At 64.3% G+C, this 13,883-nt stretch carries 13 protein-coding genes and 3 pseudogenes; 12 read left to right on the forward strand and 4 right to left on the reverse strand.

The annotated features are described in order from the left end of the window. Positions 1 to 35 precede the first annotated feature (35 nt). Positions 36 to 299: pseudogene (locus VD964_RS24500) on the forward strand (DDE-type integrase/transposase/recombinase); the annotation flags it as partial. 336 nt (positions 300 to 635) lie between these two features. Here VD964_RS24500 and VD964_RS24505 read toward each other — a convergent pair. Next, positions 636 to 1,064: a type II toxin-antitoxin system death-on-curing family toxin gene (locus tag VD964_RS24505; RefSeq protein ID WP_324871105.1), complete on the reverse strand. Its 429-nt coding sequence runs from the start codon at positions 1,062 to 1,064 to the stop codon at positions 636 to 638. Between the two features lie 6 nt (positions 1,065 to 1,070). Then, on the reverse strand, positions 1,071 to 1,295 hold the full coding sequence (locus VD964_RS24510) for an AbrB/MazE/SpoVT family DNA-binding domain-containing protein (protein WP_324871106.1): 225 nt from the start codon (positions 1,293 to 1,295) through the stop codon (positions 1,071 to 1,073). 218 nt (positions 1,296 to 1,513) lie between these two features. On the opposite strand from VD964_RS24510, the pseudogene VD964_RS24515 reads away from it, so the two are divergent. The 3 genes and pseudogenes from VD964_RS24515 to VD964_RS24525 all read left to right on the forward strand — a co-directional run bounded on the left by VD964_RS24515 (position 1,514) and on the right by VD964_RS24525 (position 4,810). Further along, positions 1,514 to 2,228, forward strand: a pseudogene (locus VD964_RS24515) (IS6 family transposase). Positions 2,229 to 2,734: 506 nt separating this feature from the next. Then, positions 2,735 to 2,962, forward strand: a complete 228-nt coding sequence (locus VD964_RS24520) for a hypothetical protein (protein ID WP_324871107.1) — start codon at positions 2,735 to 2,737, stop codon at positions 2,960 to 2,962. A 153-nt stretch (positions 2,963 to 3,115) separates the two neighbouring features. After that, positions 3,116 to 4,810, forward strand: coding sequence for a methyl-accepting chemotaxis protein (locus VD964_RS24525; protein ID WP_324871108.1), 1,695 nt, complete (start codon positions 3,116 to 3,118; stop codon positions 4,808 to 4,810). 186 nt (positions 4,811 to 4,996) lie between these two features. Here VD964_RS24525 and VD964_RS24530 read toward each other — a convergent pair whose 3' ends face one another. After that, positions 4,997 to 5,209 carry a hypothetical protein gene (locus VD964_RS24530; protein WP_324871109.1) on the reverse strand — a complete coding sequence of 71 codons (213 nt, stop codon included), beginning with the start codon at positions 5,207 to 5,209 and terminating at the stop codon, positions 4,997 to 4,999. Between the two features lie 202 nt (positions 5,210 to 5,411). Next, positions 5,412 to 6,125 (reverse strand): annotated as a pseudogene (locus VD964_RS24535) (IS6 family transposase). Positions 6,126 to 6,378: 253 nt separating this feature from the next. On the opposite strand from VD964_RS24535, the gene VD964_RS24540 reads away from it, so the two are divergent. From VD964_RS24540 to VD964_RS24575, 8 genes are all read left to right on the forward strand, one after another. After that, positions 6,379 to 8,319, forward strand: a complete 1,941-nt coding sequence (locus VD964_RS24540; RefSeq protein WP_324871110.1) for a bifunctional sugar phosphate isomerase/epimerase/4-hydroxyphenylpyruvate dioxygenase family protein — start codon at positions 6,379 to 6,381, stop codon at positions 8,317 to 8,319. Between the two features lie 40 nt (positions 8,320 to 8,359). Continuing rightward, the gene (gene aroQ, locus VD964_RS24545; RefSeq protein WP_324871111.1) at positions 8,360 to 8,809 is read left to right on the forward strand and encodes a type II 3-dehydroquinate dehydratase; all 450 of its coding nucleotides are present in this window, start codon (positions 8,360 to 8,362) and stop codon (positions 8,807 to 8,809) included. Next, on the forward strand, positions 8,806 to 9,726 hold the full coding sequence (locus VD964_RS24550) for a shikimate dehydrogenase (RefSeq protein ID WP_324871112.1): 921 nt from the start codon (positions 8,806 to 8,808) through the stop codon (positions 9,724 to 9,726). Before aroQ ends, VD964_RS24550 begins: the two co-directional genes overlap by 4 nt. A 59-nt stretch (positions 9,727 to 9,785) precedes the next feature. Continuing rightward, a complete protein-coding gene (locus VD964_RS24555) occupies positions 9,786 to 10,400 on the forward strand; it encodes a TRAP transporter small permease (RefSeq protein WP_324871113.1) in 615 nt (204 codons plus the stop codon). A gap of 11 nt (positions 10,401 to 10,411) precedes the next feature. Next, positions 10,412 to 11,692 (forward strand): TRAP transporter large permease subunit, encoded by a 1,281-nt coding sequence (locus VD964_RS24560; protein WP_324871114.1) that lies wholly within the window; start codon positions 10,412 to 10,414, stop codon positions 11,690 to 11,692. Between the two features lie 37 nt (positions 11,693 to 11,729). Beyond that, a complete protein-coding gene (locus VD964_RS24565) occupies positions 11,730 to 12,749 on the forward strand; it encodes a TRAP transporter substrate-binding protein (RefSeq protein WP_324871115.1) in 1,020 nt (339 codons plus the stop codon). A gap of 120 nt (positions 12,750 to 12,869) precedes the next feature. Beyond that, positions 12,870 to 13,547 (forward strand): TetR/AcrR family transcriptional regulator, encoded by a 678-nt coding sequence (locus VD964_RS24570; RefSeq protein WP_324871116.1) that lies wholly within the window; start codon positions 12,870 to 12,872, stop codon positions 13,545 to 13,547. Between the two features lie 135 nt (positions 13,548 to 13,682). After that, positions 13,683 to 13,883 (forward strand): type II toxin-antitoxin system ParD family antitoxin (locus tag VD964_RS24575; RefSeq protein ID WP_324871117.1); only part of this gene is annotated, 201 nt, incomplete at its 3' end.

Consider the following 13,883-nt stretch of genomic DNA (forward strand, 5'->3'; position numbering starts at 1 on the left):
CGGCCCAGTTGAGAACGCGCCGTTTCGATCGGGGAATGTGGCGACGGCGAGCGGCGTTGGCCTTATGCGGCATAGCCTGCAACCCAGACGAAGACGGGGCCGCTGCCTACGATACTTGGCTCATCCGTGCAACACGCTGCCCCGAGACGATCACCACCGACAAGCACGCCGGCTACCCGCCGGCCCTCGCCGAGGTCTTTGGGGGTGATGTCGAACACCGCACGTCGAAGTACAAAAACAACCATTTGGAGCAGGATCACCGCGGGATCAAATGCCGCACCCGATCGATGCGCGGCTTCAAAACCTTCCAGTGCACACCGGTTCTGCCGGGCCTACGACGAGGTGCGCAACTTCCTGCGCCCGGCAACCCGGCGCAACCAGCCCGTCCCAGCGGCGCAGCGACGGGCGATCCATGTCCAGCGGTTCGCTGTGTTGCGCGATATGCTCACCATCGCGTAACTCATGACGTCCGCCCGGCGACTTTCGGCATGGTCAGTTCAGACTTGGCGCGACACCTGACGGAACCAATGCGGACACGCCAAGACGATCCAGCGACGACACGATGATACGGCCCTCACGAATGTCGTGAATGATCGCGGTCCGCTCCATGAGCGTCTCCTATTCTGGACGCCGGTCTATAAGGCCGCGTCGGGCATCTCGTAGGCGTGATCCGCTACCCAGTCGCGGAACGCCTCCTCGGTCAAGGTGCCGGCAGCGAGCGCTAAGATCCTGTCGGCAGCCTCGCGCTCTGTCGCGTCCAGCTCGAACCCGTTCAGGCCCAGGACGAGACCCAGGGCCACGAAGGCGGCGCGCTTGTTACCGTCGACGAAGGGGTGGTTGCGACAGATGCTGACGCAGATGGCAGCCCCCAGATCGAAGACGCTCAGTCGTTCATCGCCATAGGCGATCAGCTGATAGGGGCGGGCCAGGGATGCCTCCAGCGCCCCCAGATCACGGATGCCAGCGGCACCACCGTGCTCGGACAGGAGTTCGGCATGCAGATCAAGCACGGCCTGCAGCGGGGGATTGACGTAACGGCGCCCCCTAATCGTCGGCTCGTCCACGTGCGCCTACTTGGACAGGATAGCCATGGTCCGGCGGTAGCGCGCGGCGAAGCGACGGCCGACGTCCATGGCATGGTTGTAGGTGTCGTCGGCCTTGGCGATCTCGATCCGCCCGTCACGCACCTCGACCGCCACCTCGTCGCCGCGGTCAAGCCCGGCAGCGGTCAGCACGTCGCGTGGCAGGGTAAGACCGGTGGAGTTGCCGATCCTGGTGAGTTTAGTGGTGTGCATGGATGCCTTCCCGCAGTATCGGACCAGTATGTAATAACTGACGTTCTTACGTCAAGGAGCGACACACCGGTGGCGACTGCACTCGGTCGCTGTCCGTCCCACTTAGCGCGGTGATCGGCTTCGCCTCAGAGGCGGAGCCGGCGCCCACGCGGTTGTTCGGTCACCAGAGGGTGCTGTCAGGTTGCCGACCGCCGGATTGGCATGGCAGGGTGCCGGGCATGAGCACGACGCCCGATCCGTACCGAGGCTTTCGTTTTCCGGCCGCGATCATCAATGAAGCGGTGTGGCTGTACCATTGCTTCAGCTTGAGCCTGCGTGAGGTCGAGTTGATCCTGGCCGCGCGCGGTGTCGAGGTCAGCTACGAAACCATCCGGGAGTGGGGTCTGTGCTCCGGCCGGGAGTTCGCCACCACGCTCAAGCGCCGCCGACACCCCAGCCGAGCGACAAATGGTTGTTGGACGAGGTATTCATCCGCATCCGCGGCAAGCAGCATTATCTTTGGCGCGCAGTCGACCAAAACGGCGTGGTGCTGGACGTCTTGGTCCAGAGCCGGCGCAACACGAAGGCGGCCAAGCGGTTCTTCCGCAAGCTGCTGAAAGGGCTGCGCTACGCCCCGCGTGTCCTTGTAACCGACAAGCTGAAATCCTACGCGGCGGCGAAGAAGGACTTGAAGCTCGGTGGCGAACACCGGCAAAGCCAGTACCTGAACAACGCCTGTGAAGTCTCGCACCAACCAACGCGACGGCGCGAGCGGCACATGAAGCGGTTCAAATCCGCCCGGCACGCCCAACGGTTTCTCTCCACCCACAGCGCGATCCACACAATCACTTCCAACTGCGCCGCCATCTCATCTCCGCTTCCGAGTACCGCGCCGCCCGCGCTCGCGCCTTCACCTCCTGGCGCGAGACGACCGGTCTTGTCCTGACCCCCTGAGCGGAACCAAAAACCGGTTGTTCAGACGCTCATTTCATCAACCACCAGCAAAGTTGGCAACACCGTCCTGGCACAGGCGAGAGTAGAACTGACAAAGTAGTATTAGAATCGGCGTTGTCATATCTCAAAGAGCAGCGCTCTTTGTTTCATTCCAGTAATAATAAGCGCCGTGCATAAAAGCATATGCACTCATGGTTGTGACATCGTCATGGATCCCAGAAAAAAGACTAGCGGATATATGCCTTACCACATAGACACCTTAGCGCTTTCGATGGAGATAGCTCATGCTCAGGCCGTCCACCGCCATTGCCGCCGTTTGTGCGGTGCATACCGTCCGCCGCCACAGCAGAGAGTGCCAGGACTTGGCGGCACGTGAGTACCTGATCCGGGTCGAGCGCAGATTGATGGCAATGGTGCTGGGCAACTTGACATCGACACTCCATTAATCCGGATCGATGGCTGCTTTGCCAAGGCGGCGATCGCCCTCGATTTGTGGATGCGATGTTATGAGCCAATTGGTGGCTTGCACAACGTGCAGGAATTCACCGCTGACGTCATCCGGATGCGCTGATCACGCCACCGACTTCGGCATCGTCAACGCGATCCTCGACCGGATTGGGGAGGAGACATCCAGCGGGCTGCAGGCGCGCGATGACAATGCCCGCGACCTGCTGCTGAGGAGCCGTGTCTTTACCCGCGCCCCGATCGGCATCCATCTCCGCAGCCATCACTGACTCTTGGAAAAAGGTCACAGCAACGTATCGTTGATCAATTGATCGATATCAAAGCGGTTCATGTGCGGGCGCCTATCACATTTGAATGAATGGACGGTCCAATGTCCCGTCGAATGGCCCCACGTCGCCCTGGCCGATTTCTGGAGATGCCTGATGTTGCACTGGTTCTCGAACCTGAAGCTGGTCACCAAGCTCACCTTTCCCATCGCCGTCCTCCTGGCGGTCATCGGTGCGATTGTCTGGCAGTCGCAGTCCTCGCTTGGACATCTGGCGGATAACCTCGAAACTGCCATCGGGCGAACCGCGCAGCGCAACTCGCTGGCCTTCCAGGTAGAGGCCGCGGTGAATGGCTCGGCCATTGCCGAGAAGAACGTCATCATCGAAACTGAGTTGTCCGGCAAGCACGAGAACGTTCGCATCTTCGATGAGCGCATCGAACGCGCCAAAAAGGCTGTCCAGCGTATGCTGCCGCTCGCGCTGCCGGAGCGCCGGCCCAAAATCGAGGCGACGGCCCGGTTGATCGCCGAATACGAGCGGATCGCCCGCCAAGTGATGGACATCGCCCTGCGCAACGAGACGGCTGAGGCTCAGCGCTTTTCGGGCACCGAGGGAAGGAAGGTGCGCACCGAACTCGCTCTGCTCATCCAGGATCTCACAAACTACAACGATGTCGCGCTGGAGCAGTCCCGAACGCAAGGGGCTGCGCTCGCCGCCTCATCGACAACCATGCTGTATGTTATTTCCGGCCTGGGGCTTGCGCTTTCGCTTTCCCTGCTCGGCTTTATCATCCTGCGCCTCGTCGTGCGTCCTCTGGCAGACATGACGGCCTCCATGCACACCATCGCAGGCGGCAACCTGGACACGGAAGTCCGCGGTACCGAACGCCAAGATGAGGTCGGCACGCTTGCGCGAGCCCTCCAGGTCTTCAAGGACAATGGGCTTGAAATGCGCCGCATGGAACGGGAGGCTGTCGAGCAGAGGAACCGAGCCGAACGCGAACGCAAGGACGTTCTGTTCAAGATGGCTGCCGACTTTGAAGCCAATGTCGGCGGTATCGTTGAAGGCCTTACCTCGGCAGCGACCGAAATGGAAAACGCCGCCGCGTCGATGTCCTCCACGGCAGAGGAGGCATCGCGCCAAGCCATGGCCGTCTCGGCTGCCTCGGAGCAAACCAGCACCAACGTCAACACCGTAGCAGCCGCCACAGAGGAACTCGCAACCTCGGTGACGGAGATCGGCCGGCAGGTTGAAGCCTCGACGGAGATCGCTGGACAGGCTGTTAGCGAAGCTAAGCGCACCAACACCCTCATCCACGGCCTTGCTATAGCGGCCAAGGAAATCGGCGAGGTGGTTAATCTGATCAATTCGATCGCGGGCCAGACCAATCTGCTGGCTTTGAACGCCACGATCGAAGCCGCCAGGGCTGGCGAGCACGGCAAGGGCTTTGCAGTTGTGGCGAGCGAGGTCAAGGCACTGGCGAACCAGACGGCCAAAGCCACAGACGAAATCCAGGCCAAGGTGGAGGAGATTCAACGAGCCACCAATGGCGCCGTGGAGGCGATCGGCGGCATTGGCGAGATCATTGATAGGATCAACGAGATCACCTCCGGCATCGCTGCGGCAGTGGAGGAGCAAGGCGCTGCCACCCGCGACATCGCCGGCAATGTTCAGCAGGCTGCGGCCGGCACGCACGAGGTGGCGAACAATATCGTGGGCGTGACCCAGGCGGCCACGGAGACCGGTTCGTCTGCGACCCAGGTGCTCGGTGCCGCCGGCGTGCTGGCCAAGGAGACGGTGATGCTCCAGCGTCAGGTTGACACCTTTCTGGCGTCCGTGAGGAGCGCCTGACGCGGGTTCGAACCAGCCAAGAAGCGGGCTTACAAGCTAACGATTGCATCCGGTCGCCGTGCCTAGCCTGAGACTGGTGTCGATATGGAGGCCATCCAAAAGGCTGCCGAGGTATGACACCCGATCAATGCCGCGCGGCGCAGCGGCGCCTCAGATAGAGCCAAGCTCAGAGCATGTTCGTAGACATCATGCGCTGAAGTCCTGGGGTATGAGCCGCTGCAGGCGCCTGGAGAGGATGGAGATGAAGGCGATCTGGACGAAGGCGACGAGGTGCTCCTTCGTCCGCTCGACGATGGTGTTCAATCGCCGGTAGCGGCTGATCCAGAAGGAGCGCTCCACGACCCAGGCGATCTGGGTGGGGATGAACACGCCATTGCGGTCGCGGCTGCAGCGCTGCATCAGTTGCTCTCCCGCTTCTAGGGCCTCGTCAAGCAGGCGGGCGCGCAGACGAAGCCACCGCTGCAGTAGGGTCATGGTGTAGGGCTACAACCAGCACCAGCGGCCATGCCCCTCCTGGTCGGTCTTCGACGAGGTCAGGCGGAATTTGAGGTTCTGTTGCAAAGTTTAATGTTGGACGCGGGAGGCTGCGGCGTCCGCATTATCAGGCGGCAAGACCGAACAGGTCGGCGAAGATAGTTGCCTGGGCTGGGATGTCGTTGGCCGAAACAGCCGGGACCTGGCCTTTGCGGACCATCGCCATGATTTCGTAACCGGCGATCGTCCGACGTGCACTGTGGAAGCTCTTGAACCTGAGCCCGGGCCGGACCAACCGCTTGATGCGCCGGTGGTCCTGTTCAACGATGTTGTTCAGGTACTTGCATTGCCGCAGCTTGGTGAAGCGCCACAGCTCGCCTGCCCTCTTCATCGTCTTGGCCGCGCTCGGATAAGCGGCGTTCTTGTCCACCGTGACGGTGCGCGGGTTCACGGTGTGGGCCTGTTTCAGGGCCTTTCGGAAGAAACGCCGGGCCGCCGCGGCATCACGCTTGGCGCTGAGGAGGAAATCGACCGTCTGCCCACGTGCATCGACGGCGCGGTACAGGTACATCCAGCGGCCCTTCACCTTCACGTAGGTCTCATCGACGCGCTAGGAGCTGGTTGTCATCCGGAGGTGTGGGCGCATGCGCCGGTCCAGCTCCGGGGCATAGGTCTGGATCCAGCGGTAGAGCGTCGTGTGATCGACCGTCACGCCGCGGTCGGCCAGCGTCCGTTCCAGATCACGGTAGCTGATCGGGAACTGCAGATACCAGCGCACCGCCCACAGGATCACCTCCGATATGAATTGCCGGCCCTTGAATGGGTTCTTCCTTCTGCCCATCACCGAAACGGACACCATCATAACCAATCCCAGGTAGGGGGGCCAAACTTGCAACAGAACCGTGTTCCGCGCCTCTGGCGACGCGGACACGGATGAGCGGACCGGACAGCCCCGGTATCAGGCCAACCTTCCCCGAACCCCGCCCGGTCGTTCGGACAATCAATAATCGGCACACAAAGCGTCTTGCGCCAAAATGTACGAACTGGTACGTTTGTTGCTGCCTACGAACCATGCCGCTGCCGAAAGGGCTCCCATGCCGTCCAGCGCCTTCACCTTCAAAAAGTCGATCGCCACCGTCTCGCTGAGCGGCACCCTGCCGGAGAAGCTCGAGGCGGCGGCAACCATCGGCTTTGACGGCGTCGAGATTTTCGAGAACGACCTGCTGACCTTCGACGGGTCCCCGGCCGATGTGCGCCGCATCGCCGAGGCTTTGGGGCTGGAGATCACCATGTTCCAGCCGTTCCGCGATTTCGAGGCGATGCCTGACACCATCCGCGCCCGCAACCTCGACCGGGCCGAACGCAAGTTCGACGTGATGCAGGAGTTGGGAACCGACCTCGTGCTGGTCTGCTCCAACGTCCAGCCTGCCGCCATCGACGACCCCGCCCGCGCTGCCGCCGACCTCGCCGAAATGGCGGAGCGGGCGCAACGCCGCGGCCTGCGCGTCGGCTACGAGGCGCTGGCCTGGGGCCGGCACGTCAACCGCTGGCGCCAGGCCTGGGACATCGTCGAGCGGGCCAGCCACCCGGCGCTGGGGCTGATCGTCGACAGCTTCCACACGCTGGCCCTGGACGACGACCCGTCCGGCATCGCCGATCTGCCGGGTGATCGCATCTTCTTCGTGCAGCTGGCCGATGCCCCGATGCTGTCGATGGACGTGCTGTCCTGGAGCCGCCATTTCCGCAATTTCCCGGGCCAGGGCCAACTGCCGGTCGGGCGCTTTCTCGATGCTGTCATGGCATCGGGCTATCGTGGCCCGCTGTCGCTGGAGATCTTCAACGACGAGTTCCGCGCCGCCCCTGCCCGCCTGACCGCACTCGACGGTCTGCGCTCGCTGATCCATGCCGAGGCCGAGGCCGGCTTCGGTCCCGGCCTGCCGGCGCCGCCGGTCTGCCGCGGCGTGGAGTTCCTGGAATTCGCCGTCGATGCGGTGGCGCGGGACAAACTGTCCGCCCTGCTCGGCAGCCTGGGCTTCCGCCATGCCGGACGCCACCGCTCCAAGGATGTCGACCTCTACCGCCAGGGCGGCGTCAATCTGGTGCTGAACAGCGAGGAGGATTCCGCGGCGTCGGAGCATTTCCAGATGCACGGCCCTTCGGTCTGCGCCATGGCCTTCACGGTGGACGATGCCGCCCGCACCATCGCCCGTGCCGAGGCCTTGCGCTGCGTGCTGTGGCGCGAGCGGGTCGGCGACGGCGAACGCCGCATCCCGGCATTGCGGGCACCGGACGGCACGCTGATCTATCTGGTCGACGACAAGGAAGCCCGCCGCAGCATCTGGGAAGACGACTTCCACCTGTTCGCGGAGGAGTCGCCCGGCCAGAACTCCAACCCGCCGCCCCCGCCGGGCCCCCTGCTTGGGATTGATCATGTCGCCCAGGCCTTGCCCTTCGGGCGGATGGACAGCTTCGTGCTGTTCTATCGCACGGTCTTCGGCTTCGTGCCGGAAAGCCTGTGGGAATTGCCCGACCCCTACGGCCTGATCCGCAGCCGGGCGCTGGTCAGCCCCGATGCCGAGCCCGGCCGGGGCGTGCGGCTGCCGCTGAACATTTCGGAAAGCCGGCGGACCGCCACCGGCCGCTTCGTCAGCGCCACCTCCGGCGCCGGCGTCCACCACATCGCCTTTGCCACCGCGGACGCCGCCGCGCTGGTGAAGAATCGTCTCGCCGCCGGCGCGCCCTTCCTGCCGATCCCCGCCAACTATTACGACGACCTCGCGGTCAAGCACCCGCTGGACGATGCGATGCTGGCGGCGCTGAAGGACCATGAACTGCTGTATGACCGCGACGGCCAAGGGGACGGAGGCGGCGAGTTCCTGCACGCCTACACCGACAGCTTCGACGATCGCTTCTTCTTCGAAGTGGTGGAGCGGCGTGGCGGCTACCGGCAATTCGGCGCGGTGAATGCCGCCGTGCGCATGGCGGTGCAGGCACAGCTGCGCGAAGGCGCCCGGCCCGAACTATATCTCGATTAAAAATGAACGAAATAGTGCGTTTGTTTGGAGATGCCCCACCATGAGCCGCCCGATCCTGGTCCTGAACGGACCCAACCTCAATCTGCTGGGCAAGCGCGAGCCGCACATCTACGGCTTCGAGACCCTGGCCGACGTCGAAGCCGACTGCCGCCGCACCGGCGAGGCGCTCGGCCTTGCCGTCGACTTCCGCCAGTCCAACGCCGAACATGTGCTGATCGACTGGATTCACGAGGCACGCGAGACGGTGGAGGGGCTGGTCATCAACCCGGCCGGCCTGACCCACACCTCGGTGTCGCTGATGGACGCGCTGTCGGCCTGCGCCTTCCCCATCCTGGAGGTCCACATTTCCAACATCCACCGGCGCGAGGAATTCCGCCATTTCTCCTATGTGTCGCGCGTCGCCGCCGGGGTGATCTGCGGATTCGGCACCCAGGGCTACACGCTGGCCCTCCAGCGCATGGCCCGGCTGCTTGAGAGCGCCGCGAAATGAACGCCATCTCCCGGCCGACCGCCGTCCCTGCCCCCGCCCCTATCGCCGAAAACTCGATCCTCGTCGGGTTGATCGGCGCCGGCATCCAGGCTTCGCGAACTCCGGCGATGCATGAGCGGGAAGCCGACGCGCTCGGCCTGCGCTGCATCTACCGGCTGATCGACCTCGACCGTCTCGGCATCGGCCCAGACGCCCTGCCGGAGTTGCTGTTGGGGGCCGAACGCATGGGCTACACCGGCCTGAACGTCACCTATCCCTGCAAGCAGGCGATCATCCCGCTGCTGGACGAGCTGTCGGACGATGCCCGGGCCATCGGGGCGGTCAACACCGTCGTGCTGAAGGATGGCCGGCGGGTCGGCCACAACACCGACTGTTCCGGTTTCGCCGAGGGCTTCCGTCGCGGCCTCGGCAGCGTGCCGATGGACCGGGTGGTGCTTCTGGGCGCCGGCGGGGCCGGCGCGGCGGTCGGTCATGCCGCCTTCCATCTCGGGACGGACCGGCTGGACATCGTCGACGCCGACCCGGCGCGGGCCGTGCTGCTGGCCGATCAGCTCAACGATCGGTTCGGCACCGGGCGGGCCTCGGCGATCGCCGGTCAGCACGAATTGCGCGCGGCGGCGGCGGCGGCGGACGGGCTGATCCACGCCACCCCCACGGGCATGGCGAAATTCCCCGGCCTGCCGCTGCCGGCCGACATGCTGCATCCGCGGCTGTGGGTGGCGGAGATCGTCTATTTCCCGCTGGAGACCGAGTTGCTGCGCACCGCCCGCGCCATCGGCTGCCGGACCCTGCACGGCGGCGGCATGGCGGTGTTCCAGGCGGTGGACGCCTTCCGCCTGTTCACCGGAATCTCGCCGGATGCCGAGCGCGTCCGCGCGCATTTCGCGTCGATGGACGCCGGCACGCCGGCAGCCTGATACTCGGCCGCAATCGACACCAAGAATCCGGCCCGGAAGGCCGGCACCGGGAGGACCGCATGAGACAGCTGGTCGAGGCCTATTTCACCCTCATCAAGATCCTGATGGCGCTGTGCATGGCCGGCATGGTCGTGCTGGTGTTCGGCAATGTGGTGCTGCGCTATGCCTTCAACAGCGGGATCACCGTATCGGAGGAGATGTCGCGCCTGTTCTTCGTCTGGATGTGCTTCCTCGGCGCCATCCTGGGCCTGCGCGAGCGGGCGCATCTGGGAGTCGATGCCCTGGTGGCGCGGCTGCCGCGGCCCGGCAGGATCGCCTGCGCCATCGTCAGCTGCGGCCTGATGCTGTGGGTCACCTGGCTGGTGCTGCAGGGAAGCTGGACCCAGACCCTGATCAACTGGAGCGCCCAGGCGCCGGCCACCGGCCTGTCGATGGGGCTGCTGTACGGCATCGGCGTGGTGTTCGGATTGTCGACAGGCGCAATCCTGCTGCATGAAATGTATCTGCTGCTGACCGGCAAAATCTCGGACGCCGACCTCGTGATGGTGGCGGAATCGGAAGATCTGCCGGAAGCAACCGCCCATGGCGTCCACACCGGAGGCCACCGCACGCACCAGGGCACCAAGCGGGAAGAGGTGTTGCCGATGCCTCCCCGCACCGCCCCCAGCCGCTGAGGACGCGGACCATGACCATCACCATCTTCCTCGGCTCCCTGCTGGGCGCCATGGCCATCGGCATGCCTATCGCCTATGCCCTGCTGCTGTGCGGCGTGGCGCTGATGATCCATCTCGACCTGTTCGACGCGCAGATCGTGGCGCAGAACCTGATCAACGGCGCCGACAGCTTCCCGCTGATGGCCGTGCCCTTCTTCATGCTGGCCGGCGAGATCATGAACACCGGCGGGCTGGCCAAGCGCATCGTCAATCTCGCCATGGCGCTGGTCGGCCATATCCGCGGCGGGCTCGGCTATGTCGCGATCCTGGCGGCGACGGTGATGGCGAGCCTGTCCGGCTCCGCCGTGGCCGACGCGGCGGCGCTCGCCACGCTGCTGGTGCCGATGATGGTGGCGGCCGGGCATGACCGCAACCACTCGGCCGGGCTGGTCTCCGCCAGCGCCATCATCGCGCCGATCATTCCGCCCTCCATCGGCTTCGTCATCTTCGGCGTCGCCGGCAACGTCTCCGTCACCAAGCTGTTCCTGGCCGGCATCTTCCCCGGCATCCTGCTGGCCGTCGGCCTCTGCGGCGCCTGGTGGTACGTGTCGCGCAAGGAGACTCTGGTTCCGCCGCCGCGCCGTCCGCTGCGCGAGGTGCTGTCGGTGATGCGCGAGGGCGTGTGGGCGCTGATGCTGCCGGTGATCATCATAATCGGGCTGAAGTTCGGCGTGTTCACGCCCACCGAAGCCGCCGTGGTCGCCGCCGTCTATTCGCTGTTCGTCGCCGTCTGCGTCTATCGCGAGATGAGCGTCGCCGACATCTACCCGGCCCTGCTCGGGGCGGCGAAGACGACCAGCATCGTGATGTTCCTGGTCGCCGCCGCGCTGGTGTCGTCCTGGCTGATCACGGTCGCCAATCTGCCGGGCATGGTGTCCGATCTGCTGGAACCGCTGATGGACAACCCGACCCTGCTTCTGCTGGCGATGATGGCGCTGGTGGTGGCGATCGGCACGGCGATGGACATGACCCCGACGATCCTGATCCTGACGCCGATCCTGGTCCCGGTGTGCAAGCAGGCCGGCATCGACCCCGTCTATTTCGGCGTGCTGTTCATCATGAACTGCGCCATCGGATTGATCACGCCGCCGGTCGGCACCGTGCTGAACGTCGTCTGCGGCGTGTCGAAGCTTCGCATGGAAGCGCTCGTCAAAGGTGTCTGGCCCTTCCTGCTGGTCCAGCTTTTCGTGCTGTTCCTGCTGACCCTGTTCCCGTCGCTGGTGATGGTGCCCGCATCCTGGCTCACGCACTGATTCCCTCATTCTTCAAGAACAAACCCGGAGGAAACCCATGAAGACGTCTATGAAATCGCTGCTGGCCGGCCTGATCCTGCCGGGCCTGCTGTTCGCCGGCAGCGCCGCCGCCGCGGAGTACAAGGAGCGTTCGGTCAAGTTCGCCTTCCAGAACGTCAAGGAGCACCCGCAAGGCCAGGGCGCCCAGAAGTTCGCCGACATCGTAGAGGCCAAGAGCGGCGGCAAGATCAAGGTGAAGCTGTTCCCCGGCGGCACGCTGGGCGGCGACGTGCAGACCGTGTCGGCGCTGCAGGGCGGCATCGTCGAGATGTCGGTGATGAATGCCGGCATCCTGGTTTCCCAGGCCAAGGAATTCGCGCTGGTCGACCTGCCCTTCCTGTTCAACAGCGGGGCGGAGGCCGACGCCCTGCTGGACGGCCCGGTGGGCGAGCAGCTGATGGCGAAGTTGCCGGAAAAGGGGCTGGTCGGGTTGGGCTTCTGGGATCTGGGCTTCCGCAACCTGACCAACAACCGCCGGCCGGTGAAGACCGCCGCCGACATCGGCGGACTGAAGATCCGCGTCATCCAGACGCCGATCTACATCGACATCTTCAAGTCGCTGGGCGCCAACCCGGTGCCGCTGGCCTTCCCCGAACTGTACAGCGCGCTTGAGACCGGCACCGTCGACGGGCAGGAGAACCCGGCCAAGACCATCGAGCTGACCAAGTTCAACGAAGTCCAGAAATACATGACGATCACGCGGCACATCTACAATCCGCAGTCGCTGATCATCTCCAAGAAGTTCTGGGACACGCTGAACGCCGACGAGAAGGCCCTGTTCCAGAGCGCCGCCGCCGAGGCCACCGTCTTCCAGCGCAAGCTGTCGCGCGACCAGGAAGCCGACGCGCTCGCGTCGCTGAAGGCGAAGGGGATGACCATCGACGAACTGCCAGCCGACGAACTCGCCAAAATCCGCGAGAAGGTCAAGCCGGTGGTCGACAAGTACAAGGCCGACATCGGCGAGGCGCTGGTCTCCCAGGCCTATGCGACGATCGAGAAGAAGCGCGCGTCGAACTGAGCCGGTCTGCCGGGTGGAGCGGGCTCGCCCGCTCCACCACTCCGGGATTGAGCTTTTGGTCCGGTTCGTTCATTACCTCCGGTGTGGGCGCCGGCGCGCCGTATCAGCATGGGACGGGGCATGACCGCGGACGACGCGACCGAGACGAACCGCAAGGCCAAGCCGAGCCGCAAGAACGACCCCGAAGGCACCCGCCAGGACATCCTCGAGGTGGCGACGGAGGAGTTCGCATCGCTGGGCTTCAGCGGCGGCCGGGTCGACGCCATCGCCGCCCGCACCCGCACCACCAAGCGCATGATCTATTATTACTTCGGCGGCAAGGAGGAACTGTATCTTGCCGTGCTGGAGAAGGTCTATGGCGACATCCGCGCCATCGAAAACCGCCTGAACCTTCAGGATCTGGACCCGGAGGCGGCGATCCGCGCCCTGATCGACTTCACCTTCGACTATCAGGAACAGCACGAGGATTTCATCCGGCTGGTCAGCATCGAGAATATCCACCGTGCCGAACACATGAAGAAGTCGAAGGCGATCGCCAACCTGAACATCACGGTCATCGACACGCTGGCCCGCATTCTGGAGCGCGGCCGTGCAGCGGGCGTGTTCAAGGCCGACATCCAGCCGATCGACCTGCATCTGATGATCAGTGCCTTCTGTTTCTTCCGGGTGTCGAACCGCCACACCTTCAACCTCATCTTTCACCAGAATCTCGCCGCCGCCGACACGCGCACCCGTCACAAGCGGATGATCGCCGACGCCATCGTCAGCCTGCTCAAGACCGAGGCGGCGGGCGCCTGAGGCTCACGACGGCGTGTTGCAGCGGGGTGGGGATGGGAAGAACCCGCCCCGCTGCCGTCGGTGATCGGGCGGTGCAAATTGACAAATTTTGCCATAGCTCCTATATCTGCGGCAGATCGGACTTAGGAGCCTTGCATGGCGACGATGAATGTCAGTCTTCCGTCGGAGATGGTCGACTTCGTCGAGCATGAAGTGGCGACGGGCGGCTACTCGTCGTCGAGCGAGGTGGTGCGCGAGGCATTGCGCCTCCTGCAGCGGGATCGTGCGCAGGAGCAGGAAAAGCTGGCCATCCTGCGGCGCGAGGTCGCTGCCGGCCTGTCGGCGGCGGCGCAAGGC

The sequence above is a fragment of the Azospirillum sp. genome (genome assembly GCF_035628975.1).
Lineage (GTDB): Bacteria > Pseudomonadota > Alphaproteobacteria > Azospirillales > Azospirillaceae > Azospirillum.

What these genes read in the sequence shown, in the direction of transcription:
- VD964_RS24540 (WP_324871110.1), top strand. Translation starts at nt 6,379, where the DNA reads ATGCCGTCCAGCGCCTTCACCTTCAAAAAGTCGATCGCCACCGTCTCG.
- VD964_RS24570 (WP_324871116.1), top strand. Translation starts at nt 12,870, where the DNA reads ATGACCGCGGACGACGCGACCGAGACGAACCGCAAGGCCAAGCCGAGC.
- VD964_RS24555 (WP_324871113.1), top strand. Translation starts at nt 9,786, where the DNA reads ATGAGACAGCTGGTCGAGGCCTATTTCACCCTCATCAAGATCCTGATG.
- aroQ (WP_324871111.1), top strand. Translation starts at nt 8,360, where the DNA reads ATGAGCCGCCCGATCCTGGTCCTGAACGGACCCAACCTCAATCTGCTG.
- VD964_RS24530 (WP_324871109.1), bottom strand. Translation starts at nt 5,209, where the DNA reads ATGCAGCGCTGCAGCCGCGACCGCAATGGCGTGTTCATCCCCACCCAG.
- VD964_RS24525 (WP_324871108.1), top strand. Translation starts at nt 3,116, where the DNA reads ATGTTGCACTGGTTCTCGAACCTGAAGCTGGTCACCAAGCTCACCTTT.
- VD964_RS24550 (WP_324871112.1), top strand. Translation starts at nt 8,806, where the DNA reads ATGAACGCCATCTCCCGGCCGACCGCCGTCCCTGCCCCCGCCCCTATC.
- VD964_RS24560 (WP_324871114.1), top strand. Translation starts at nt 10,412, where the DNA reads ATGACCATCACCATCTTCCTCGGCTCCCTGCTGGGCGCCATGGCCATC.
- VD964_RS24520 (WP_324871107.1), top strand. Translation starts at nt 2,735, where the DNA reads ATGAGCCAATTGGTGGCTTGCACAACGTGCAGGAATTCACCGCTGACG.
- VD964_RS24510 (WP_324871106.1), bottom strand. Translation starts at nt 1,295, where the DNA reads ATGCACACCACTAAACTCACCAGGATCGGCAACTCCACCGGTCTTACC.
- VD964_RS24565 (WP_324871115.1), top strand. Translation starts at nt 11,730, where the DNA reads ATGAAGACGTCTATGAAATCGCTGCTGGCCGGCCTGATCCTGCCGGGC.